General features: G+C 46.7%; 23 protein-coding genes and 2 riboswitches. Of the genes, 16 read left to right on the forward strand and 7 right to left on the reverse strand.

Annotation, left to right across the window (positions count from 1 at the left end):
* Nucleotides 1-26: 26 nt before the first annotated feature.
* The 9 genes from AC787_RS06725 to AC787_RS06765 all read left to right on the forward strand — a co-directional run bounded on the left by AC787_RS06725 (nucleotide 27) and on the right by AC787_RS06765 (nucleotide 10,810).
* Nucleotides 27-2,096 (forward strand): bifunctional rhamnulose-1-phosphate aldolase/short-chain dehydrogenase, encoded by a 2,070-nt coding sequence (locus AC787_RS06725; RefSeq protein WP_054024071.1) that lies wholly within the window; start codon nucleotides 27-29, stop codon nucleotides 2,094-2,096.
* A 14-nt stretch (nucleotides 2,097-2,110) separates the two neighbouring features.
* Nucleotides 2,111-2,491: a sensory rhodopsin transducer gene (locus AC787_RS06730; RefSeq protein ID WP_054024072.1), complete on the forward strand. Its 381-nt coding sequence runs from the start codon at nucleotides 2,111-2,113 to the stop codon at nucleotides 2,489-2,491.
* 18 nt (nucleotides 2,492-2,509) lie between these two features.
* Nucleotides 2,510-3,730: an L-rhamnose isomerase gene (rhaI, locus tag AC787_RS06735; RefSeq protein ID WP_054024073.1), complete on the forward strand. Its 1,221-nt coding sequence runs from the start codon at nucleotides 2,510-2,512 to the stop codon at nucleotides 3,728-3,730.
* On the forward strand, nucleotides 3,727-5,196 hold the full coding sequence (locus AC787_RS06740; protein WP_054024074.1) for a rhamnulokinase: 1,470 nt from the start codon (nucleotides 3,727-3,729) through the stop codon (nucleotides 5,194-5,196). Before rhaI ends, AC787_RS06740 begins: the two co-directional genes overlap by 4 nt.
* Nucleotides 5,197-5,233: 37 nt before the next feature.
* The gene (locus AC787_RS06745) at nucleotides 5,234-5,992 is read left to right on the forward strand and encodes a DeoR/GlpR family DNA-binding transcription regulator (RefSeq protein ID WP_054024075.1); all 759 of its coding nucleotides are present in this window, start codon (nucleotides 5,234-5,236) and stop codon (nucleotides 5,990-5,992) included.
* Between the two features lie 1,041 nt (nucleotides 5,993-7,033).
* Nucleotides 7,034-7,756, forward strand: coding sequence for a (Fe-S)-binding protein (locus AC787_RS06750; RefSeq protein ID WP_054024076.1), 723 nt, complete (start codon nucleotides 7,034-7,036; stop codon nucleotides 7,754-7,756).
* Between the two features lie 2 nt (nucleotides 7,757-7,758).
* Nucleotides 7,759-9,288, forward strand: coding sequence for a LutB/LldF family L-lactate oxidation iron-sulfur protein (locus tag AC787_RS06755; protein ID WP_054024077.1), 1,530 nt, complete (start codon nucleotides 7,759-7,761; stop codon nucleotides 9,286-9,288).
* Nucleotides 9,281-10,006, forward strand: a complete 726-nt coding sequence (locus tag AC787_RS06760) for a LutC/YkgG family protein (protein WP_054024078.1) — start codon at nucleotides 9,281-9,283, stop codon at nucleotides 10,004-10,006. The genes AC787_RS06755 and AC787_RS06760 overlap by 8 nt, the downstream gene beginning before the upstream one ends.
* A gap of 72 nt (nucleotides 10,007-10,078) precedes the next feature.
* A complete protein-coding gene (locus AC787_RS06765) occupies nucleotides 10,079-10,810 on the forward strand; it encodes a FadR/GntR family transcriptional regulator (protein ID WP_235560920.1) in 732 nt (243 codons plus the stop codon).
* Between the two features lie 123 nt (nucleotides 10,811-10,933).
* Here AC787_RS06765 and AC787_RS06770 read toward each other — a convergent pair whose 3' ends face one another.
* Nucleotides 10,934-11,836, reverse strand: a complete 903-nt coding sequence (locus AC787_RS06770; RefSeq protein ID WP_054024079.1) for a hypothetical protein — start codon at nucleotides 11,834-11,836, stop codon at nucleotides 10,934-10,936.
* 289 nt (nucleotides 11,837-12,125) lie between these two features.
* Here AC787_RS06770 and AC787_RS06775 point away from each other — a divergent pair, with 289 nt between their 5' ends.
* The gene (locus AC787_RS06775; RefSeq protein ID WP_054024080.1) at nucleotides 12,126-13,235 is read left to right on the forward strand and encodes a rhamnogalacturonan acetylesterase; all 1,110 of its coding nucleotides are present in this window, start codon (nucleotides 12,126-12,128) and stop codon (nucleotides 13,233-13,235) included.
* 84 nt (nucleotides 13,236-13,319) lie between these two features.
* Here the strand turns inward: AC787_RS06775 and AC787_RS06780 are convergent, their stop codons facing one another.
* Both AC787_RS06780 and AC787_RS06785 read right to left on the reverse strand, forming a co-directional pair.
* Nucleotides 13,320-13,991, reverse strand: coding sequence for an HAD family hydrolase (locus tag AC787_RS06780; protein WP_054024081.1), 672 nt, complete (start codon nucleotides 13,989-13,991; stop codon nucleotides 13,320-13,322).
* A gap of 55 nt (nucleotides 13,992-14,046) precedes the next feature.
* The gene (locus AC787_RS06785; protein ID WP_054024082.1) at nucleotides 14,047-14,628 is read right to left on the reverse strand and encodes a DJ-1/PfpI family protein; all 582 of its coding nucleotides are present in this window, start codon (nucleotides 14,626-14,628) and stop codon (nucleotides 14,047-14,049) included.
* Nucleotides 14,629-14,782: 154 nt separating this feature from the next.
* On the opposite strand from AC787_RS06785, the gene AC787_RS06790 reads away from it, so the two are divergent.
* From AC787_RS06790 to AC787_RS06815, 6 genes are all read left to right on the forward strand, one after another.
* Nucleotides 14,783-15,304 carry a hypothetical protein gene (locus AC787_RS06790; RefSeq protein ID WP_054024083.1) on the forward strand — a complete coding sequence of 174 codons (522 nt, stop codon included), beginning with the start codon at nucleotides 14,783-14,785 and terminating at the stop codon, nucleotides 15,302-15,304.
* Nucleotides 15,305-15,452: 148 nt separating this feature from the next.
* A riboswitch (PreQ1 riboswitch) is annotated at nucleotides 15,453-15,496 on the forward strand.
* A 147-nt stretch (nucleotides 15,497-15,643) separates the two neighbouring features.
* Nucleotides 15,644-16,294 (forward strand): 7-cyano-7-deazaguanine synthase QueC, encoded by a 651-nt coding sequence (gene queC, locus AC787_RS06795; protein WP_054024084.1) that lies wholly within the window; start codon nucleotides 15,644-15,646, stop codon nucleotides 16,292-16,294.
* A 12-nt stretch (nucleotides 16,295-16,306) separates the two neighbouring features.
* Complete coding sequence (gene queD / locus AC787_RS06800) at nucleotides 16,307-16,744, forward strand: 6-carboxytetrahydropterin synthase QueD (RefSeq protein ID WP_054024085.1); 438 nt, start codon at nucleotides 16,307-16,309, stop codon at nucleotides 16,742-16,744.
* Between the two features lie 2 nt (nucleotides 16,745-16,746).
* Complete coding sequence (gene queE / locus AC787_RS06805) at nucleotides 16,747-17,478, forward strand: 7-carboxy-7-deazaguanine synthase QueE (protein WP_054024086.1); 732 nt, start codon at nucleotides 16,747-16,749, stop codon at nucleotides 17,476-17,478.
* Nucleotides 17,479-17,509: 31 nt separating this feature from the next.
* Nucleotides 17,510-18,007, forward strand: coding sequence for a preQ(1) synthase (queF, locus tag AC787_RS06810; RefSeq protein ID WP_054024087.1), 498 nt, complete (start codon nucleotides 17,510-17,512; stop codon nucleotides 18,005-18,007).
* A gap of 161 nt (nucleotides 18,008-18,168) precedes the next feature.
* Nucleotides 18,169-18,351 (forward strand): hypothetical protein, encoded by a 183-nt coding sequence (locus tag AC787_RS06815; RefSeq protein ID WP_054024088.1) that lies wholly within the window; start codon nucleotides 18,169-18,171, stop codon nucleotides 18,349-18,351.
* A gap of 119 nt (nucleotides 18,352-18,470) precedes the next feature.
* Here AC787_RS06815 and thiD read toward each other — a convergent pair whose 3' ends face one another.
* Genes thiD through AC787_RS06835 form a run of 4 tightly spaced genes read right to left on the reverse strand, consistent with a single transcriptional unit; the run spans nucleotide 18,471 to nucleotide 21,858 of the window.
* Complete coding sequence (gene thiD / locus AC787_RS06820; RefSeq protein ID WP_054024089.1) at nucleotides 18,471-19,277, reverse strand: bifunctional hydroxymethylpyrimidine kinase/phosphomethylpyrimidine kinase; 807 nt, start codon at nucleotides 19,275-19,277, stop codon at nucleotides 18,471-18,473.
* 32 nt (nucleotides 19,278-19,309) lie between these two features.
* Entirely contained in the window at nucleotides 19,310-20,335 is a 1,026-nt protein-coding gene (locus AC787_RS06825) for an ABC transporter substrate-binding protein (RefSeq protein ID WP_054024090.1), read from the reverse strand.
* The gene (locus AC787_RS06830; protein ID WP_054024091.1) at nucleotides 20,325-21,107 is read right to left on the reverse strand and encodes an ABC transporter permease; all 783 of its coding nucleotides are present in this window, start codon (nucleotides 21,105-21,107) and stop codon (nucleotides 20,325-20,327) included. Before AC787_RS06830 ends, AC787_RS06825 begins: the two co-directional genes overlap by 11 nt.
* The gene (locus AC787_RS06835) at nucleotides 21,088-21,858 is read right to left on the reverse strand and encodes an ABC transporter ATP-binding protein (RefSeq protein ID WP_054024092.1); all 771 of its coding nucleotides are present in this window, start codon (nucleotides 21,856-21,858) and stop codon (nucleotides 21,088-21,090) included. Before AC787_RS06835 ends, AC787_RS06830 begins: the two co-directional genes overlap by 20 nt.
* Nucleotides 21,859-21,943: 85 nt before the next feature.
* A riboswitch (TPP riboswitch) is annotated at nucleotides 21,944-22,046 on the reverse strand.
* Between the last annotated feature and the right edge of the window lie 35 nt (nucleotides 22,047-22,081).

Here is a 22,081-nt window from a genome sequence, read left to right on the forward strand (position 1 = left end):
ACAAAACATCATTCGGAGGTAAATTCATGGTACAAAGTTTGTGGGAAAACGAAAAAGCATCGCAGTTGGAAGGCGGACTAGCCGAACTCGTTTATCGCTCCAACATCATTGGTACAGATCGCAGAGTTTGCAATTTCGGCGGCGGCAATACGTCTAGCAAAACCATTGTAAAGGACTTCCGCGGTCGTGACGTTGAAGTGATGTATGTGAAGGGGAGCGGTTCGGACCTTGCTTCTATGAAAGCAGGCAACTTTACTGGACTGCGCATGGATGATATCCGTCCATTATTTGAACGTGCTGAAATGCCTGACGAAAAGATGGTTGCTTATCTCGTCAACTGCATGATCGATTCGAAGCACCCGCGTGCGTCGATTGAAACGCTTTTGCATGCTTTTCTTCCTTTTAAACATGTAGATCATACGCATCCCGATTCTATTATTAGCCTGTGTTGTGCGGATAACGGCAAAGCGCTCGCGAAGGAAATTTTCGGCGACCGTTTCGTCTGGGTTCCTTATGTTCGTCCAGGCTTTAATCTTTCCAAAATGATTGCAGAAGGTGTCCTTGCCAATCCGAATGCAGAGCTTGTGCTTATGGAGAAGCACGGCCTTGTTACTTGGGGCGAGACGAGCGAGGAATGTTACGCGCAAACGATCAAAATCATTTCTGAGGCGGAGGCGTTCATTGAATCCCGTTTCGATGAGGCTTCGCTATTCGGCGGCGTGAAGTATGAGGTGCTGGATGCTGATGTTCGCAGAAGCGTAGCTGCACAAGTTATGCCAACGATTCGCGGTGCAGTAAGCGATGCGAAGAAAATGATTTTGACATTTGACGATGAAGCGGATGTGCTTGCATTCGTAAGCGGGAATAATTCTCCGACTTTATCGCAGGTCGGTGCAGCTTGTCCGGATCATTTGGTGCATACGAAGGTTGTTCCTTTGTTTATTGACTGGACGCCTAATGCAGAGGATATCGACGGTTTGAAAGCGAAACTATCAGAAGGAATCGCATCTTATAAGGAACAATATAAAGCTTACTTTGAACGTAACAAAAACGAAGGCGATGTAATGTTCGAAGCAGCTCCTCGCGTTATTCTAATTCCGGGCATCGGGATGATCAACACAGGCAAGAGCTGGGCGATGGCACAAGTGAGCGGCGCGCTTTATCACCGTGCGATTGCAGTTATGCGCGGGGCTACGGCATTAGGTGATTTCGTTTCGCTTAGCGAGAACGAATCATATAACGTGGAATACTGGCCGCTCGAACTTTACAAATTATCGCTCGCTCCAGCTGAAACAGAATTTTCACGCAAGGTTGCTTTTATTACGGGTGGCGCAGGCGGCATCGGAAGCGAAACAGCACGCCGCTTAGTATCAGAGGGCGCGCATGTGGTGCTTGCTGACCTTAATCTGGAAGGCGCGCAAAAGGTTGCCGCTGAAATTAACGAGAAATTCGGCGAACACCGCGCAACAGCTGTGAAAATGGATGTGACGAGCGAAGAGCAGGTTGTTGCTGCCTATGCTGAAACGGCGATTAATTACGGAGGCGTGGACATCATCGTCAATAATGCGGGTTTAGCGACTTCAAGCCCATTCGATGAAACATCGCTCAAGGAATGGAATCTCAACATGAATGTGCTAGGCACAGGTTATTTCTTAGTAGCGCGCGAAGCATTCAAATTGATGAAACAGCAAAGCATTGGCGGAAATATGGTATTCATCGGTTCGAAAAACTCAGTGTACGCAGGTAAGAACGCTTCCGCATACAGCTCGGCTAAAGCTCTTGAAGCACACTTAGCACGCTGTATTGCAGCTGAAGGCGGCGAGTTCGGCATCCGTGTGAACACGATTTTGCCAGATGCGATTTTGCAGGGATCGGCGATTTGGAACGGCAGCTGGCGTAATGAACGCGCAGCGGCATATGGAATTGAGCCAGATCAGCTGGAAGAATACTACCGCAAACGGACGACGCTGCTCGTTAACATTTATCCGCGCGACATTGCTGAAGGTATCGCATTTTTTGCATCATCCAAAGCAGACAAAACGACTGGCTGTATGTTGACGATTGATGGCGGTGTACCTGCCGCATTCACACGATAGGAGGTATTTGCGATATGTTCCAAGCGAGAGGCGAGAAGTATTGGTATATTCCAGACGGCTTTATACCGCCAGATAGCACGGGAGCGCTTACCAGCCATGAATCGATATGCGTGCTGAATTGCTCATCCGAAGAGGCAATTATTCATATTACGATTTATTTTGAGGATCGCGAGCCTATGGACGATATTATGGAAATCGTCCAGGGTAGACGAACAAAACATATACGCACGAGCTCTTTATTGAAGGAAGGGGCGTCGATTCCGATCGGCGTTCCTTACGCCATTGAGGTGCAGAGCAATATTCCGATCATCGTACAATATAGCAGATTAGACTCTACACAAGCAGAGAACACGCTGATGTCTACGATGGCTTTTCCAATAAAAAATAACCTCTAATAAGAAAGGGTGTTTCATATGTCCGACCGCGCTTATACGTTTTTTGAGGAACAGCAGAAAGCAAGAGGCATTAATATAGATGAGGTAAAAGCTAAATTGAAAGCGCTAAAAATCGAAACGCCTTCATGGGGCTACGGTGATTCCGGTACTCGTTTTAAGGTGTTTCAGAAGGAAGGCGTGCCTCGCAATCCATTCGAGAAATTCGAGGATGCAGCACAGGTGCATCGTTTGACAGGAATTGCGCCGGCAATAGCTATCCACATCCCTTGGGACAAGGTTGAGGATTACGGCAAGCTAAGAAGCCATGCGGAAGGGCTCGGACTTTCAATCGGAGCGGTCAATCCAAATCTATTCCAAGATGAGGATTACATGTTAGGAAGCGTAACAAATTCCGATGCTGCTGTTCGCCGGAAAGCGACCGATCATTTGCTCGAATGCGTGGATATTGCCAAGGAAACGGGCTCGCGTGAATTCAGCTTATGGTTCGCTGATGGTACAAATTATCCAGGTCAAGGACATATTCGCAAACGTAAAGCTTGGATGCAGGAATCATTGGCCGAAATGTACAGTGCTATGTCGCCTGACATGCGTATGCTGATTGAATACAAATGTTTCGAGCCGGCGTTCTATCATACGGATCTTGCCGATTGGGGAATGGCTTACAATCTAGCGCAAAAGCTAGGACCGCAAGCGGAAGTGCTTGTTGATACGGGTCACCATCTGCCTGGTGCAAACATCGAGCACATCGTTGCTTATTTGCTAGACGAGAAGCGTCTTGGAGGCTTCCACTTCAACAGCCGTAAATATGCGGATGATGATCTTATTGTAGGCTCCGTGAATCCTTACGAGCTGTTCTTGATTTTCTATCAAATCTTAAGCGCAGCAGGTGACTCGGATGCAGCTGTTCGCGGCAATGCAGAGAGTATTACTTATATGATTGACCAGTCACACAATATCGAGCAAAAAATCCCAGCCATGCTGCGCTCCGTACTGAACGTACAAACACAGCTAGCAAAGGCGCTGCTCATTAACCATGATGAAGTAAATGAAGCTGCTGAACGCAATGATGTTCTAGGCGCTGAAGATGCTGTGCGTCGCGCATTCGAATTCGATGTTACGCCTCTGTTGCACGCGATCCGCGAAGAGCAGGACTTGCCGCATGATCCAATGAAAGCATACCTTAGCAGCAGCTATAGCAAAGACATTTTGGCGAGAGGCAAGGGCGGTGCCAGCTGGTGACCATCCTTGCTTACGATCTCGGGGCAAGCAGCGGAAGAGCGCTGCTTGGCAGATTGAATAACGGCAAGATCGAGGTTGAGGAGCTGCATCGGTTCTCGAATGATCCGGTGCAGATCGGCGAGCGGCTGCAATGGGATATTTTGCGGCTGCTTCATGAGTTAAAGCAAGGGTTGCTTTTGGTTAAGCATCGGGACATTAAGTTGGACAGTATCGCGATTGATTCTTGGGCCGTTGACTTTGGGTTGATCGGCAGTAATGGTGAGTTGTTAGGCAATCCGTATCATTATCGCGATCATCATACGGATGGCGTGATGGAGCAGGTTGTGGAACAATTGACGGCATCGGGGATATTTGCGAAGACGGGTATTCAGTTTTTGCCGTTTAATACCATTTACCAGCTGGCTGCCTTAAAAAAGGCGGATTCTCCGTTGCTTAGGGATGCCAAACATTTTTTGATGATTCCGGATTTGCTCCGTTATTTTTTAACTGGCGAGATGTATAATGAATTTTCTAACGCAACGACAACGCAGCTGTATAATCCTGTAACAGGCAACTGGGATGAGGAACTGATTCGCTCGATCGGTATTTCGCCAGATTTGTTCGGTGAGGTTGTTCAGCCAGGGACGGAGGTAGGCAGCTTGCGTGCTTCCCTTTGTGAGGAGCTCGGTATAGAGACCGTTCCTGTTTATGCAGTAGCGGAGCATGATACGGGCTCAGCGGTTGCGGCGGTGCCTGCACTTGAACGGTCTTTTGCTTACTTAAGCTGCGGCACTTGGTCGCTTATGGGAACAGAGGTCGACGAACCTGTCATTAATGAGCTGGCGCAGCAGTTGAACTTTACGAACGAAGGTGGCGTATATGGCACGTATCGTTTGCTGAAGAACATTATGGGGCTGTGGATTTTGCAGGAATGCAGACGGTCGTGGGAACGGGCAGGAATTTCCTACACTTTCCCCGAATTAGTTAAGCTTGCCGATGAAGCGACGCCATTCGCTGCATTCATTGATCCGGATGATGTGTTGTTTTTACACCCAGGGGATATGCCAGCTAGAATAACGGAATATTGTTTGCGGACGGAACAGACGGCACCTACAAATACAGGAGCGATTGTTCGTTGTATTTTGGAGAGCTTAGCCTTGAAGTACCGAAATGTGCTAGAGCTAACAGAACAGTTGTCTGGTCAATCTTTCAGCGGTTTGCATATGGTTGGCGGCGGCATACAGAATACGCTGCTCTGCAAATGGACTGCGAATGCAATTGGCAAGCCGGTATGGGCAGGACCCGTGGAAGGCAGCGCAATTGGCAACATGATCGTGCAGTGGATTGCCAGCGGTCAGCTTGCGGACATCTGGGAAGCGCGCAAAGTTATACGCGAGTCATTCCCGGTTGATGTGTATGAGCCAGAGCAGCATGAAGCCTGGTCGAGCGCATATGATACTTTTAAAAAAATAACAGGAATCGCTTAAGCAGCGAACACAAATATAAGTAAGAAAGAGGTACATTATGCTGGTCCATGAACGATACGATAAAATTGTACAGCTGGTTAATGAGAGAGGCAGCATTCGGGTAACGGAACTGAGCGAGCTATGTCAGGTGACCGAAGAAACGATTCGGCGTGACCTTGACCGCTTAGAGCAAGCCGGACGTTTGCGCCGCTCCCATGGCGGTGCGGTTAGCGTAAAGGATCAGCAGCCGGAAATTCCGTATTTCGAGCGGGAGATTACACATGCGGAGGAGAAAAAACGAATTGCGGAAGCGGCGATTACGCTGATTCAGCCGAACGATCGTATTTTACTTGATGCAAGCTCAACTGCTTGGTATATGGCTGCAAACATGCCGGATATTCCTCTAACGGTGCTCACCAACTCTATTAAAGTAGCGATGGAACTGAGCAGCAAGGAGAAGATTGAGGTGATCTCGACGGGCGGCATTTTGGCCTCGCGTTCATTGTCTTATGTTGGCCCGTTAGCAGAGCGTTCTCTTGATGCGTATCATGTTGATAAAGCATTTCTCTCGTGCAAGGGCGTCCATTTGGAGCGCGGTGTAAGTGAGTCGAATGAGCTGCAAGCACGCATTAAGCACAAAATGGTAGGTATGGCGGATCAAGTTATTCTGGTCGCCGACTCCAGTAAATTCGGTGTTCAAGCCTTTACGCATGTGGCGGATTTGAATGAAGTTGATACGATCATTACCGATGAGCGTTTGCCTGCTGCGATCTTATCGCAGCTTCAGGAGAAACAGATATCCGTAACAACGGTATAGAGCATAGTTGGCGCTGGCTTCAGTAGAAGAGCAGCGCCGTTTTTGTTCGTAGTTGTGAGTTGCTTGGATTTTGTGGTAGCACCAATAGGTGCTTACAGAGCACAGTGGCAGCTTAGTTACCTGTGAAAGGGTGCTGTAAGCGCATATGTGTTCTTACAGCGTTAAAAGTAACGTTCGTGGGCGGCTGTAAGCACCTATAGGTGCTTACAGAGCACAGTGGCAGCTTAGTTACCTGCGAAAGAGTGCTGTAAGCGCATAGGTGTTCTTACAGCGTTAAAAGTAACGTTCGTGGGCGGCTGTAAGCACCAATAGGTGCTTACAGAGCACAGTGGCAGCTTAGTTACCTGCGAAAGAGTGCTGTAAGCGCTTAGGTGTTCTTACAGCGTTAAAAGTAACCTTCGTGGGCGCCTGTAAGCACCAATAGGTGCTTACAGAGCACAGTGGCAGCTTAGTTGCCTGCGAAAGAGTGCTGTAAGCGCATAGGTGTTCTTACAGCGTTAAAAGTAACGTTCGTGGGCGGCTGTAAGCACCTATACGTGCTTACAGAGCGCAGTGGCAGTTAGTTACCTGCGAAAGGGTGCTGTAAGCGCATATGTGTTCCTAGAGCGATAGAAATAACGTTTCTGAGTGCCTGTAAGAACTTATACGTGCTTACAGAGCGCAGTGGCAGCTTAGTTACCTGCGAAAGGGTGCTGTAAGCGCATAGGTGTTCTTACAGCGTTAGAAGTAACGTTCGTGGGCGGCTGTAAGCACCTATACGTGCTTACAGAGCACAGTGACGGCTTAGTTACCGGCGAAAGGGTGTTGTAAGCGCATAGGTGTTCTTACAGCGATAAAAGTAACGTTTCTAGGCGCCTGTAAGCACCAATAGGTGCTTACAGAGCACAGTGGCAGCTTAGTTACCTGCGAAAGAATGCTGTAAGCGCATAGGTGTTCTTACAGCGATCGATTATATTTAAACTGCTTTACATGAAAATTTTTTACCAAACTTGTCTGACAACCTGATAATATAGAAGTATAAGTAACGAAAGGGGTGCAGGTATGAAAGTCTCATTATTTATTACTTGCTTAAGCGATGCGTTATATCCAAGGGTAGGAGAAGCGATGGTGCGCTTGCTGGCGAAGTACGGTGTATCATTGGAGTTTCCTACGGTACAAACCTGCTGCGGGCAGCCGGCTTACAACAGTGGCTATTGGAAGGAAGCGAGAGAGTCAGCGAAAACGATATTGGATGCTTTTGAAGACAGCGACTTTGTTATTTCGCCATCAGGCTCCTGTACGGGAATGATTCATCATTATCCGAAGCTGTTCGAAGATGATCCGGTGATGCTGAAACGTGCTCAAAAGCTTCAAAACAAATCTTTCGAGTTCACGCAGTTTCTCGTGCAGGTGCTCGGCGTTACAGATGTTGGTGCTGCATTTCCTCATAAGGTGACGTATCATCCTTCCTGTCATGGCAGCCGAATTCTTGGTGTTAAGGACGAACCGCTCGCGCTTATTCAGAATGTAAAGGGACTTGAGTTGGTTCCGCTCCCATTCGCTGAGGATTGCTGCGGCTTTGGCGGTACGTTCGCTGTCAAAATGGCTGATATTTCAGGGGCAATGGTTACGGAGAAGGTCGATCATGTACTGGAGACGGAAGCGGAAGTGTTAGTCGGACTTGATATGGCTTGTTTGCTCAACATTGCTGGAAATCTGCGCTATCGTAACGAACCCGTCCGTGTTATGCATTTGGCAGAGCTGTTATATGAAGGGGTGAAATAAGCATGGCTGGCGTCAAAAAGGAAGCAACTGTAAAAGCAAGAGCGGATCTTGCTCTCAACGACGAATTTCTGCGTAAAGCAGTGCGATTCACAACGGAGAGACTGCGCAATGGGAAGAAAAAAGCGACTGACGAGCATGGGAATTGGGAAGAATGGCGAGAGCGAGGCAGGCAAATTCGTCTTCATACGATCGCGCATTTGGATTATTATTTAAACTTGTTTGTGAACAATGCCCGTGCAAACGGCGTTCATGTGCATTTTGCGGGTACGGCTGAGGAAGCAGTCAAGCTTACTTTAGATATTGCAGAGCACGCGAATGCGAAGTCGGTCGTAAAATCCAAGTCCATGGTTTCAGAGGAGCTGCATCTTAATCATGCACTTGAATCCATCGGAGTAGAAGCGGTAGAAACCGATTTAGGCGAATACATTATTCAGCTTGCAGGCGAAATGCCATCCCACATTGTCATCCCAGCCATTCACAAAAACCGTTATCAGATCGCCGAATTGCTTTCCAAGGAGGCGGGTTATACGCTGCCGCCTGATACGACGGCGCTTGCAGGTTTCGTTCGCAAAAAGCTTCGAGAGAAGTTTTTGGAAGCTGAAATCGGTATGACCGGCTGTAACTTCGCGATTGCAGAAACAGGTTCGATGGTGCTTTTTGAAAATGAAGGCAATGCGCGAATGGTGAGTACTGTTCCTAAAACGCAAATTACGTTGATGGGTATGGAACGAATCATTCCATCGTGGTCCGACCTTGAGGTTATGGCGACGCTGCTGCCGCGCTCGGCAACGGGACAAAAGCTGACGATGTATATGAATGGCATTACAGGCCCGCGCCGCTCCGAGGATGCGGACGGTCCAGACGAAATGCATATCATTATTATAGATAATGGCCGTTCCCTACAGCTAGGCGATCCTGAGTTCCAAGAGCTGCTGAATTGCATACGCTGCGGTGCTTGTCTGAACGCTTGTCCGGTCTATCGCCACATTGGCGGTCATGCTTATGGAAGCACGTATAGCGGTCCAATTGGGGCTGTGCTTACGCCTTCTTTGAACAAAAATATTGCTGAATGGGATGATGTCGCCAATGCTTCCAGCTTATGCGGCGCTTGTTATGAGGCTTGTCCGGTCAAAATACCGCTTCACGATATGCTTGTCTATTTGCGCAGACGCAAGGTGGAAAGTGGAAATGGCAGCAAAATGGAGTCTATCGGCATGCAAGGCTTCGCAACCATCATGGGGAATTCCTCACGCCTTGGCGGCGTATTGCGACTCGGGAAGCTGGGTCAGAAGCTCGTCGTACGAAGCGGCGTCATCAAGACGAAGCTCGGTCCGTTAAAAGGCTGGAACACATACCGTGTTACGCCGAGCCTGCCGAAGGAGTCATTCCGTGATCGGTGGGATACGCTTGATCAGGAGCTTAAGCAGGGCTTAAAACAAATGGAACCATCGATGCAAAATCGTATGGAGGAGCTTGTGCGCAGTCGTAATCTTGAAGAGAAGCAGGGTAAGGGAGGACATGGTCATGGCTAATACTCATAAACAGTGGCTGGAAAAGCTAGAAGCAGAATCAAAGGCGAAACAGGAGCTTTTTATGAATGATATTGCTGCCAAGCTGAGACATCCACGAATGACACAGAAGCCGCAGCATCCTTTTCGCGGAGCTCCTGATTTCTGGAACGCATTTGAATGGTCGGAAGAGGAACGAATTAAACAGTTTACAGACAATTTCCTCTCGGTTGGCGGTCACGTGGCTCGACTTCAATCAATGGATGATGTAAAATCCTTTATCGTTGGCAAAGCTGAGGAAATGAGTGCGAAATATGTCATTCGTCAAAATCAGCCGGAGCTGGATGAGCTCGATCTTGAAGGTTCTTTGCAGTGTTCGCAGGTATCGGTGTGGAATACGGATGCAGAGCAGCATTGGCGTGCACGTGCGGCCGAAGCGGATTTTGGCATCGTAATCGCGGATCATGCTGTCGCATATACGGGCTCGGTTACGGTACTATCAGCTCCGAACAAAGGAAGGTCCGTTAGTCTACTGCCAACCGTGCTTATTATTATAATCCCGATCGAACGTTTGAAAACAAGACTAGGTGAAGTGCTTGTGACGTTTGATGAAGCGGGACGCGAGCAGCTGCCGGCCGGTATTCATTTTATTACGGGTCCAAGCCGCTCATCCGATATTGAGAATGATCTGACTATTGGTGTTCACGGACCAGGCATCGTGTATGCGCTGTTAGTCGGGTAACTGCAAATATAGGTAATAAAAACGGTATTGCGCCGTTAGAAGACAGTGCATGCCGTTTAAGCTTGGAGGTGAGTGGTTATTCCATCATTAGAGGTAGAGAAGCTTTCGAAGCGCAATCATTACGAGGAAATTACCGAGCAAGTGAAGCGTCTCATTATAGATGGCAAATTAAAGGTAGGAGATAAGCTTCCCTCTACGAAGCAAATGTCCGAGCAATTTGGTGTAGGACGTTCGACTACCCGCGAAGCACTGAGCGCACTTAAAGCAATGGGCTTGATTGAAATTCGGCAAGGCGGCGGCTGTCGCGTCATCCGTAGCGTACCGATTGAGATGGAGCTTCCAGAGCTTGCGTCTCTTCGTATGAATCGCAAGACGGTGCTGGAATTATTGGAAGCTCGTGAATCACTTGAGGTTTCCAACGCCGCGATAGCAGCTGTGAAGCATACGGATGAGGATCTTAAACAGCTAAGCCTAATCATCGAAGAGATGGAGCGTGCCTCCGGCGATGAGGCCGAAGGTGAAAGGCTGGATCTTCGATTCCATTTAACGCTTGCGAATGCGACACATAACTCGATTATGGTACGTTTGTTCGAATCGATTATGAATCATATCGAAACGGCAATCCACGACATTAGACGAGTAGAGCTTTATTCGAGCACGGCTGTAGCGGAACGACTTTATAGGGAGCATTCTGCGATAGTCGAGGCAATAGCGAAGAAGGATGCTGAGCTTGCAGCCGAGCGAATGAAGCAGCATTTGAAGCATATTGAGAGCATCGTGCTGAAGCATCTGGGAGAGAGTTAGTTCAATGGAAGAGCTGTGGAAAGCTTATGGCTTAAGATGCAAAGCCGTTTCCATATCAGAAAAGCCCGAGTTCCGCGTATGCCATCAAAATGGCTGGCGGAATCGGGCTTTTTTGTTATTTAACTACTTTATGGTAGCTAAGTATTTATTAATGAAAGCTTTGGCTTTGTCTGGGTTTTTGCTATCGAGTCTGATGCCGATAACCATGTTTTCTTTGTATAGCGGAAGCTGATCGACTAGCGCACTCTTGCTTAGGTCAATTCCGTATACATGCTCTTGTGTATCTTCATCGGTCTTCAGCTTCTTAGCAAGCCCGTCCTGCATTAGCGGCTTAAACACACCGTTGACATCGTCGTCGAGCTTCATAAGCATTCCCTGTACGCCGATCCATTCGAAGGTGCTCTCGTCCATAATATATACATCCGGATGCTCGGTTGCTAAGACGAGCACTGCTTTTTGCATATAGGCATATTGCGATTGCTGGTCTTTAGGGACAAAAGTAAGGGTAGAAACAAATCTTTTCCATTCGGGAAACGCTGTCAAAAGAGCGGTTTCAAGCGGCTCTTCCTTAGGTGCATCATCCTTAAGCAGGTAATTGCCCATAAATGAAACGTTCAAATCGACGGGTGGCAAATTAGCAAGCCGCTCTTGCTCTTCACGATAGTTCATAAAGCTGACAATCCCATAAATAATGAGTGCTACCGCTGCGATTGCTCCGAGCGTGTGAAACTTGTAATAACGCCAGAAATGATCCATTTTCTGAGCTTGTCCAGCCATCTTCTTGTATTTACCGTACTCTTGCTCGTTGAAGGCATCCGTTAGCTTGCGATCCTCGTACTCTAGAATCAGTCGATATGCTCGCGTAATCGTTGCAAAAGATTCGTTCGAATCCTCTGCGCCTTCGTTCTGTTGCTGCGTTCTGGAGCGTGATTGACGCATAAGTATCGTGTAGCGCTTCTCCACTTCCTCTTTGGCCGCAAGTTCTGGCAGCCCCATCGTTTCATAGGCTTGTTTTAATTCGTCCACTTGTGTCACCTCAATTAGTAAATAGCTCCTATATGATTCCTATCTATTAGTATACGGAATTCCGCGGGTAACGCAAATTTTGACGAAATTAATGGTATGGAAGCTCTATTACATGCAGGGATAGTAGAAGCCCTCGAGCGGATAAAGATAAAGTACAGCACTCATTCTTAAAGGTAACCAAACTCAGAGGGACTGAATTTTGAACAAAAAAGACGACTTATTAACTTCCTATCTTTCCGCAATTTGATATTCTAAGATTAGGTAAATAAACCATTAGGATGGTGTCTTCATGACTATTTCGTTTAAGTTTGATTTTGGAATAGGAAGCGCTCCCGCTACTCCTTACATACAAGTACTGCCGAATACGATCTATAACGGAGATACAGGCTACGGTTTTGAATCAAATGAGCGGATAAGCTCGCGCAACCGAGATGAGGCTGATCGACTCCGCGGTGCATTTTGTATACCACTCGAAGCAGCGTTTCTTGTTGATCTGCCAAATGGCTGTTACACGATAACAGTTACGATAGGAGATGCGATTGCTCCGACTTCAACATCGTTAAAATATGGCGTAGGACGCCTGGTTCTGCACAAGGCAATTACCTCAGCAGGACAATATGCTGTACATAGCTTCACCGTCAAAGTAACGGATGGACGACTGCGCCTCGCATTCTCAGGGGTAGCACCGCGCATTAATGCGCTTCAGATCGATGAGGCGAAGCAAGCGACGACGATTTATTTGGCGGGGGACTCCACAGTAACCGATCAGGATACGATTCCATATGCCGGATGGGGGCAAATGCTGCCGCTGTATTTTAAGACGGATGTGGCGATTGATAATCATGCGATGCCTAGAAGAAGCTCAAGAAGCTTCATTAATGAAGGTCGACTTGCAGCGATCATTGAGCAAATAAAACCGAACGACTATTTATGGATTCAATTCGGTCATAATGACGAGAAGCCGGATGAAGAGCGGGCAACAGAATCATTTGGCAGCTTTAAGGAAATGTTGGCCGTTTATGTGGAGGAGGCGCGGTCACGCGGTGCAATACCCGTACTTATTACACCGATGCATCGCTGTAAATTTGACGAACGAGGTCGGATTATCGATACGCATGGTGATTATTTGCTCGGTATGAAGCAGCTTGCTGCTGAGCTTGATGTTCCAATGATCGATTTGGCAGCTAAGAGTAAGGACCTGTACGAGCGCTTGGGTGACGAGCCGTCTAAGACGCTGTTCATGTGGGCTTACCCTGGAGAATTTATTCATTTTCCAGATGGCGCTCAGGATGATACACATTTTCAAGAGCTGGGCGGCATCCAAATCGCTGGATTAGTCGCAGAAGGCGTGCGTGAGCTTGCGTTATCGCCTCTGTTTTTATATTTAAAGAGGCTTTAGAAGCGGAATGAGAAGACTAGTGGCTGTATCAAAAGTGGGGAAACCTGCTTGGATACAGCCACTTTTAGCGTTTCGTTCGTCAATCTACTCCCATTCGGAGAAACGATCGATTATAGCATGTATTTCTAGTAAATCATTGCAGATGGCATCGGGATAGCTGAACGTACTGTCATTGCTTTTCAAAATCGTACGCATTCCCATTTCATTAGCAGGAATAATATCAGCCTTGAGATTATCACCCACAAAAACGGACTTTGCAGCAGAGGAACTCAAATTACAAAGCGACAATTGAAAAATAGCATGATCGGGCTTTCTCAAATTGACGGCTCCTGAAATAACAATATCATCAAAGAGCTCCATAATACCGAGAGCAATCACTTTGTTCCTCTGATAAAACTCCCTGCCATTCGTAATCATGCCTAATTTATATCCACTTTGCTTTAAGGAAAGAAGCATTTCATGAAGACCAGGAAATCCGATGCTGTATTTATGAAAGTTATGGTTTAAATCATCAAGCAGCGGAGTAAATAGAGCATTCTCAATCTTAAAAAAATCGATTAATTCATTGTAAACATCTTCTTTGGGCATGAGTATGTTATTTAACTGGGTAAACTTCTCTATAAATTCATGTTTGTCTACAATGAAAGCATGTAATGAAAAACGTTCATACTGATACTTTGCGAAGTTAATTAATGATTGCTCTTTATCAAGCAATGTCTGGTCTAGGTCAAAGATAACCGTATCAATTTTACTCAACTGTTCATCTCCGTCTAATCGAACTCGAAGCCGCAGAAGCGAACTTGGGCGTGATTTAATAGATCGCTATGTGTTCCATTTCATAGGGGTAGTCCATTTGATTTTTTATGCTTTTCACCTCGTGCTCATCTAAGAAGAGCCCGATGATGTATAGGCCCAAATCAATCGAAGTGGCGACTCCTCCAGCCGTAATGACATTGCCGTCTCGCACAATGCGTGAGCGGATGACCTCTTTGCAGTAGGGCTCTAATAAATCATAGGCGTACGGATGGGTGGTCGCGTTTTTATTTGCCAAATAGCCAGCGGCACCAAGCAGCAGCGAGCCTGTGCAAACCGAGACGATGAACGCTGCATGCTCAGCTTCCTTAATCCAAGAAGTGAATGATTCATCAAACCTCAGCGCTCTTGTACCCAGTCCTCCCGGAACAAAAATTAGGTCATATTGCGTTAGATCAGGTTTGACTTGATTTACTTTAATCGTCAAGCCAAGCTCATCCGTAACCTCTTCCTGCATGGCACAGATATCCCAGGAGAAGTCTTTCGTTGATTCGTAATACTTTAAGCGAGTAATAACATCATAGAATCCAATGAAATCTAAAAAGGTAACGCCATCAAATAAAATAAAAGCAATTTTCATCGATTCAGCACCTCGTTTCTTTATTGTAATAATATTACAAATAAAAACTCCAGTATAGATTAAAAGCTAAAAAAAATAGTGCAATGGCTCGATTCTATTGCTCTGATCGACTACAATAGCTAAGACGATATTGTAGTATAAGTGAGGGAAATCGATGTTTGATCCAACTGTTTATGAAAACTTGAAAGTAGCCTTTGAGAATCAGCTTTATGATTTGGATACGCTGGATCGGAAGATTGATATTATCAATCGGGTTGATCGTTTGGAGCTTGCGGTTATGTCGCGAGAGTTCACGCTCGAATTTAAGCTGGCTGAATACGCAGAAGTATCAGCGGAAATTCAGCTCACTGCCTCGCTGAAGGATTTAGCTGCGGAGATACTGGAGCTGACAGGCGAGACACCAGCATGCTCGCTTCAGATTCGTTTCTTCATGGAGGTCACAGATGTAGCGAAACAATGCAACCAAATTAAGAAAGTGATGCAGCAAATTTGGGAGCCGGATATAGAGCCAATACAAACGATTAGTTACCTTTTTGGTACGGAATTTCCTATTTATTCGAATGTCATTGCGCTAAGCTTTAGCCGTAAAATTGGCGAAGAGCAAATGGATGATATACCAGAGCTGATTGATCATGTTCTTAAGACGTTAACGAAGCTGAGAGAGGTTGCGATATAGGCGATTTCTTCAACCTAAACGTTAAAACACCTAATATTTACAGTGAAATACTGTCTGTTTCTTTAATGAAGAAGCTATGCTATAGTACTTGAGAATGAACAACTGAAGAAGAAACTCCGAAGCTATTGTCTTAGGACATTAACAGCTATCGGGAGAGGTTCGCGAACTCCCTCTATAAAAAACTATGCGAAACGATTGTCCCGTCAGGTGACATCGTCGTTTTCGCGTTCGGCGCGAAGCGGGTTTTTTAACGCTTCGCGCCGTTTCTTTGGTTTTTTATCTTCATACGAAGGAAGTCAAGCGATCTCGATCTTCTCACACCAGAGAGGGAGATACAGCATGAAAACAGAAAAAGCGGTCGTTGTGTTTAGCGGTGGTCAGGATAGCACGACCTGTTTATTTTGGGCAATGGAACGATTCGCGGAGGTAGAGGCCGTTACGTTCAACTATGGGCAGCGGCATAAGCTTGAGCTGGATTGCGCGGCGGATATCGCCAAGGAGCTGAATATTAAGCATCATATTCTTGATATGTCGCTTCTTAATCAATTGGCACCCAATGCGCTCACAAGAGACGATATTGCGATCGAGCAAAAAGAAGGAGAGCTGCCTACAACTTTTGTTGATGGACGAAATCTCTTATTTCTTACCTTCGCAGCGGTGCTTGCAAAGCAGCTGGGCGCGAAGCATATCGTAACAGGTGTATGCGAAACGGACTTTAGCGGATACCCGGATTGCCGAGATATATTCGTAAAGTCGTTAAATGTGACGCTGAACTTATCCATGGACTATCCGTTTGTGATCGATACGCCGCTCATGTGGCTGAATAAAGCGGAGACATGGAAACTTGCGGATGAGCTTGGCGCATTCGACTTTGTCCGTGAACGCACATTGACCTGTTATAACGGCATCATGGCGGATGGCTGTGGCCATTGTCCGGCTTGTCAGCTTCGGAGGAAGGGGCTGGACGATTATTTGGTCCAGCGCATATAAGGTGAAGCGATGATGATGCAGCAGATGTATCCGACCGCACAGCATAGCTATTGCTATGAGCTGAATAAGGATTTTCACTTTGCGGCAGCTCACTTCGTACCTACGGAGAAAGCTGGAAAATGCCAAGAGCTTCATGGGCATACGTATTATGCGAATGTGACGGTAGCAGGAGATGAACTTGACGAGGCAGGTTTTCTTGTCAATTTCGCAATCATTAAGCGGTTGATTCATGATCGTTTTGATCATTCTTTGCTTAATGACGACAAAGAGAGCTTCAGTAATGTGCTGCCAGACCGTTTTCCTACGACTGAAGTGGTAGCCCGAACAATTAGCGACATCGTTCAGCGCCATTTGGATGGTACTGTAAATCGTCCGCAGTGCGTTCAAGTATATCTGCGTGAAACACCGACGAGCTATTGTATTTATCGTCCTAAGCGGGAGGTGGTATAACGATGCCATCTAACAAACGAATCCCCGTCATGGAAATATTCGGCCCGACCGTTCAGGGAGAAGGCATGGTTATTGGCCGGAAAACGATGTTCGTTCGTACAGCTGGCTGCGATTATAGCTGCTCTTGGTGCGATTCGGCATTTACTTGGGACGGCAGCGGCAAAGAAGATATTCGTATGCTGACAGCATTTGAAATGATAGAGCAATTAAAAGAAATTGGTGGAAATACCTTTGAGCATGTGACGATTTCTGGCGGAAATCCCGCACTGCTTCCGCAGCTAGGTGAATTTGTTGATGAGCTGCATAAGCAAAGGATCAGTGTTGCTCTGGAGACACAAGGAAGTCGTTGGCAGGACTGGTTTTGGTCGATTGATGAGCTCACTTTATCGCCTAAGCCGCCGAGCTCTGGCATGAAGACAGACTGGTCGAAGCTCGATGAAATCGTATCTAATCTGAATATGCGTTCAACTAGCTTTTGCTTGAAAACAGTCGTTTTTGATGATGAGGATCTGGAGTATGCGACCTATGTCCACATGCGGTATCCAATGGTACCGTTTTATTTGCAGGCGGGCAATGGCAACTTGCAGGAAACGGAGCCGCAGCTCATGCTTCCCTATTTGTTGGAACGTTATGAGTGGCTGATCGAGAAGGTTATGCCAAATGCTGATTTAAAGCGGGTGCACGTCCTCCCGCAGCTTCATACATGGGTATGGGGCAATAAGAAAGGCGTCTGATTCAAATGAGCTTAGAAAGGCGGAAATGAGTATGGATGGAAGAAGCAAGGAGGAGCTGAACGGCGTAACGCTGCTTGGCAATCAAGGAACACAATATTTGTTCAACTACTCACCGGAAATTTTGGAGGCATTTGATAATAAGCATCCCAATCGGGACTATTTTGTGAAATTTAATTGTCCGGAGTTCACAAGTCTTTGTCCAATGACAGGACAGCCGGATTTTGCAACGATCTATATTTCTTATATTCCGGGGCAAAAAATGGTAGAGAGCAAGTCGCTTAAGCTGTACTTGTTCAGCTTCCGCAACCATGGTGATTTCCACGAAGATTGCATGAATATCATTATGAACGATCTAATTGCGCTAATGGATCCGAGGTATATTGAAGTATGGGGCAAGTTTACACCGCGAGGCGGTATTTCCATCGATCCTTATTGCAACTGGGGCCAGCCGGGCACCAAATACGAGCAAATGGCGGAGCATCGCCTCATGAATCATGATTTGTATCCAGAGAAAGTGGATAATCGTTAGTATATGTTTCTAGCTGAGTTTAGTAATAGAGGACATTTATGATAAATATTTCTAGGTTGCCCGTCTAAGGTCTAGGTAAAAATCATGCCTGAAGTCCATTTCAATTATTCTATTAATGTCTATACTTAAGTTAGAGTTACTAGAGAATAGGTGGACAAACGATGATTAAAAATGCGATATGTATGTCTGTACTGCTTTGCACGATAGCGTCTGCGTTAACGAACTTCGGAGTATCTCCAGTACGAGCGATTGCAGCTCCAAGCGCGTCAAAAGCTGAATATATCAGTATGAATAATATGGTTGGGCCATTCTTGCTGCAGATGAAGCAGGATGATAAAGCTTGAAGGCTGTTCTAATTGATGCCTAAGCTGGAATGAAAGACAAGGAATAGATTTAGTAAATAGCAAACGCCGCTGCCTATACGGAAGCGGCGTTTGCTATTTCTAATAGGATTACGATGCTGTCAACTCAAGCGCTGTCGTTGTCTATACGCAAAATGATTGGTTGGACCATGTCCGCTCCCGAAACCTAGCTGGTCTTCAATAGCGGCTTGAATGAAGGCTTTGGCTGTACTAATCGCATCAAGTACAGGTTTCCCTTGGGCAATTTCCGCTGCAATGGCAGCGGAGAAAGTGCATCCCGTACCATGAGTATGCAATGTATCGATACGTTTGCTTTCCAAGTAGACAAATTTCTCTCCATCAAATATGAGATCGACAAGCCGTTCGCCTGTTTCGTGGCCGCCCTTAATGACAACAAAGCGGGAGCCCATCTGATTCAAAATGCGGGCAGCTTCCTCACGATCACTTAGCGTCCGAATCGGCATTCTTGCGATAAGCTCGGCTTCCGGAATGTTTGGAGTCGTTATAAGCGCGAGCGGCAGCAGATGCTTGATAAGTGTCTGAATAGCTTCTTGCTGAAGCAGAGGCGAGCCTCCCTTAGCTACCATGACCGGATCAATGATGAGATTGTGCCAGTTATATTGTTTTATTTTTTCTGCAACGATCTTAATAATTTCTGCGCTAAATAACATGCCTGTCTTAATTGCAGACGGTTCCAGATCCTCACCTATTGAATCCAGCTGGTTTCTAATCGCTTCAGCATCCAGCGGGTAGATGCCTTGAACGCCAAGTGTATTCTGGGCAGTAACTGCGGTGATAACAGACATGCCATAAGTGCCGAGCTCTTGAAATGTTTTGAGATCAGCTTGAATGCCTGCGCCACCGCCGGAGTCCGAGCCTGCAATCGTTAGTGCCTGATATCTTCTCATCAATGCATCTCCTTCGAAAGAGTAGGATTTATTTACAAGTTTGAAAAAGCGTCCTCAGCCTTTATATCCTCTGGCAGCAGATTGTTATCGACTAACCAATCTCTTACATTGGACCATGAAGCGGGGTCTTGGTAACCGAATACTTGCTCTCCTGCATCCATAAGGGGCAGTAGGATGTCCAGGCTTTTCGTTTCGATTTCTTTATCGAGTGGGGAGGTTTGATCCTCGTGCTCGAATAAGATCGACAGCGAGTTTTGTTTATTTTCAGCAACAAATTGTTGACCTTCCGTAATGGCTGTGATGAATTTTTTGAGTAACGCTTGCTTCTCGGTTAGTCCTTGTTCACTTGCTACGAGCACAAGCTCGTAATAATCCGGCACGCCAAAATCAGTAGGGTTAATGGCTGTCATTGGATGCCCTTCCTTGGCAAGCAGCAATTGTTCATGGTTAATAAATCCGCCGATGATTGCATCTACCTTATTGGTCGAAATGGCTGGAATAAAGGAAAAACCAACGTCAATCATATCCACATTTTGCGGGTCACCGCCGTCGTGCTTAATCATTGTGCGCATCATAGCTTCATAAAGGGGAATGGACGAATAACCAACCTTTTTGCCTACGAGATCTTTGGGGGACTTGGCGCTTCCGCCTTCTGGAACCATCAGATGATTAAGCGGATGTCTGACGATAGCAGCAATTGATGTAACAGGAATATCCTCGCCGCGAGCCATCAGAACCTGCGGTTGGTAGCTGAGTGCTAAATCAACTTTACCTGCTGCCACGAGCTTCAACGCGTCATTCGTATCAGCAGGCATTTGAATGTTAACCTCCAAACCTTGCTTCGCGAAATAACCGTTTTTTTGAGCCGCATAGAGGAAGGAATGCACGGCATTCGGATACCAGTCGAGCATGATGCTAATCGACTGAGGATTTTGTTCGGGCGAAGAGTCCTTGGGTTTCTTTTCATTCACAGCAGCGTTGCTGCTGCATCCGCTTATTGCGAGTAGTAGTGCTGCCAGCATCGGAATCATCCATTTGATTTTTGCGTTAATGATCATTTTTTCTTCCTCTTTTCTTTAGTATCTTTTTCTCCAAAAGCACGATGGCAGCAAATAACAAGATGCCGATTAGGGATAACAGAAAAACAGATGCAAACATGGAATCTGCGTTCAAATTGCTGGACATTCGGCGGCTGTAATAGCCGAGACCTTCACTGCCTCCAAGCCATTCGCCGATGGTGGCGCCGACGACACAATAAACGATCGATAACTTTAGACCTGAGAAGAAGGCAGGCAGGGCGATCGGTATTTGTATTTTTCGAAAAACACCCCAGCGTGTCGCTCCCATCGTAAGCAGCAGCTCGTTATATTCGTGATCACTCTTTCTAAGCCCGTCATACGTATTGACAACGATAGGGAAGAAGGAAGTCAAAAAAACGACAGCGACTTTGCTCCAAATCGTATAGCCGAACCACATGATGAAAATTGGAGACAAGGCAATAAGCGGTATTGTCTGACTAATGACGACAAACGGGTACAACGCCTTCTCCAGTATTCGGAAAGCGTGCATGCCTGCTGCGAGAGCAATCCCAAAGGTAATCGACAATAGGAATCCGACCGCGACTTCTTTAAGCGTAGCCAGCAGATGCTTGCCAAGCAGCAGTTGGCTGTCTTCAAGTAATGCTCGACCTATTGAACTGGGGGACGGCAGTATGTATGGTGGAACTAAGCCGAGATGTACGATCCATTGCCAAATAAGCAGCATACTGATGAGCAGCAGGATAAAGAGGCCGTAATGGCTCAGCCACTGCTTAATTAGAGGTTTGCGCATGCAGTCTTCGCTCCAAATCTTGTCGCAGCTTCACAAAGGCGGGTTCATAATTCTGCTCATAGTGTCTTGGCCTCGGCATGTGGACGACAATTTCTTGTACCCCCTGCGCATCGTTAGCTGGCAATACATAAATGCGATCACTTAGCAATATGGCTTCTTCAAGATCATGTGTGATGAAGAGTACCGTTTTCTCAAGGTCGCCCCACAATTCAAGCAGCCACTTATGCATGCCGCGTTTGGTCATTGCGTCAAGTGCGCCGAATGGTTCGTCCAGCAGCAGAAGCTCTTGACCGGTTACGAGCGTGCGCAGAAAAGCGACTCGCTGCCGCATGCCTCCCGATAACTCGTCGGGGTAGGCCTGTTCATGTCCTGCAAGTCCGAAGCGTTTAAGCAGCTCCTTTATTTGGACAGTGTTATAATGATTATTGCTGCGTGTCAGCTCAAGCGGAAGCAGGCAATTACCCAGTACGGTTCTCCATGGGAGAAGAAGGTCCTTTTGCGGCATATAAGCAACCTTGCCAAGCCGATTCGGTGCAGGCTTGCCATGCAGCCTGATTTCGCCTTGGCTCGGCTGAAGCAATCCGGCCATGAGCTTAAAGAGTGTGCTTTTGCCCGAGCCGCTAGCACCGATGATCGAGACGAACTCTCCAGGATGGGCTTCCAGCGAAAGATTGGACAAAATAGATGTTTCAGCATGCCTGTCGAAAGTGTAGCTTACATGGTGAAGTGATATTATGGCTGTAATACGCATCCCTCCGTAAACAAATAAAGACCCACCCATTTCCGAGGGGAAATGAGCGGGTCTAACGATCAAACAAGGCTTGCGCGCATGAATGAATGCTGCTGCTCCACTTCCCTCCGCTGGAATGATCCAGATCAGGTTCCAAGGGTCCGGAGCAGAAGCTCCATCTCAGCCGTAAGGCTCCCCTAGTGAAATAAATAGGTTTATATGCAATTTGTATTTTTTCTACTAT

The sequence above is a fragment of the Bacillus sp. FJAT-28004 genome (assembly GCF_001280845.1).
Classification (GTDB): Bacteria; Bacillota; Bacilli; order Paenibacillales; family Paenibacillaceae; genus Pristimantibacillus.

Excerpts from the sequence above, each read along its gene's own strand:
- AC787_RS06725 (WP_054024071.1), top strand. The coding sequence starts at position 27 with ATGGTACAAAGTTTGTGGGAAAACGAAAAAGCATCGCAGTTGGAAGGC.
- AC787_RS06730 (WP_054024072.1), top strand. The coding sequence starts at position 2,111 with ATGTTCCAAGCGAGAGGCGAGAAGTATTGGTATATTCCAGACGGCTTT.
- rhaI (WP_054024073.1), top strand. The coding sequence starts at position 2,510 with ATGTCCGACCGCGCTTATACGTTTTTTGAGGAACAGCAGAAAGCAAGA.
- AC787_RS06745 (WP_054024075.1), top strand. The coding sequence starts at position 5,234 with ATGCTGGTCCATGAACGATACGATAAAATTGTACAGCTGGTTAATGAG.
- AC787_RS06750 (WP_054024076.1), top strand. The coding sequence starts at position 7,034 with ATGAAAGTCTCATTATTTATTACTTGCTTAAGCGATGCGTTATATCCA.
- AC787_RS06755 (WP_054024077.1), top strand. The coding sequence starts at position 7,759 with ATGGCTGGCGTCAAAAAGGAAGCAACTGTAAAAGCAAGAGCGGATCTT.
- AC787_RS06760 (WP_054024078.1), top strand. The coding sequence starts at position 9,281 with ATGGCTAATACTCATAAACAGTGGCTGGAAAAGCTAGAAGCAGAATCA.
- AC787_RS06775 (WP_054024080.1), top strand. The coding sequence starts at position 12,126 with ATGACTATTTCGTTTAAGTTTGATTTTGGAATAGGAAGCGCTCCCGCT.
- AC787_RS06785 (WP_054024082.1), bottom strand. The coding sequence starts at position 14,628 with ATGAAAATTGCTTTTATTTTATTTGATGGCGTTACCTTTTTAGATTTC.
- AC787_RS06790 (WP_054024083.1), top strand. The coding sequence starts at position 14,783 with ATGTTTGATCCAACTGTTTATGAAAACTTGAAAGTAGCCTTTGAGAAT.
- queC (WP_054024084.1), top strand. The coding sequence starts at position 15,644 with ATGAAAACAGAAAAAGCGGTCGTTGTGTTTAGCGGTGGTCAGGATAGC.
- queD (WP_054024085.1), top strand. The coding sequence starts at position 16,307 with ATGATGCAGCAGATGTATCCGACCGCACAGCATAGCTATTGCTATGAG.
- queE (WP_054024086.1), top strand. The coding sequence starts at position 16,747 with ATGCCATCTAACAAACGAATCCCCGTCATGGAAATATTCGGCCCGACC.
- queF (WP_054024087.1), top strand. The coding sequence starts at position 17,510 with ATGGATGGAAGAAGCAAGGAGGAGCTGAACGGCGTAACGCTGCTTGGC.
- AC787_RS06815 (WP_054024088.1), top strand. The coding sequence starts at position 18,169 with ATGATTAAAAATGCGATATGTATGTCTGTACTGCTTTGCACGATAGCG.
- thiD (WP_054024089.1), bottom strand. The coding sequence starts at position 19,277 with ATGAGAAGATATCAGGCACTAACGATTGCAGGCTCGGACTCCGGCGGT.
- AC787_RS06825 (WP_054024090.1), bottom strand. The coding sequence starts at position 20,335 with ATGATCATTAACGCAAAAATCAAATGGATGATTCCGATGCTGGCAGCA.
- AC787_RS06830 (WP_054024091.1), bottom strand. The coding sequence starts at position 21,107 with ATGCGCAAACCTCTAATTAAGCAGTGGCTGAGCCATTACGGCCTCTTT.
- AC787_RS06835 (WP_054024092.1), bottom strand. The coding sequence starts at position 21,858 with ATGCGTATTACAGCCATAATATCACTTCACCATGTAAGCTACACTTTC.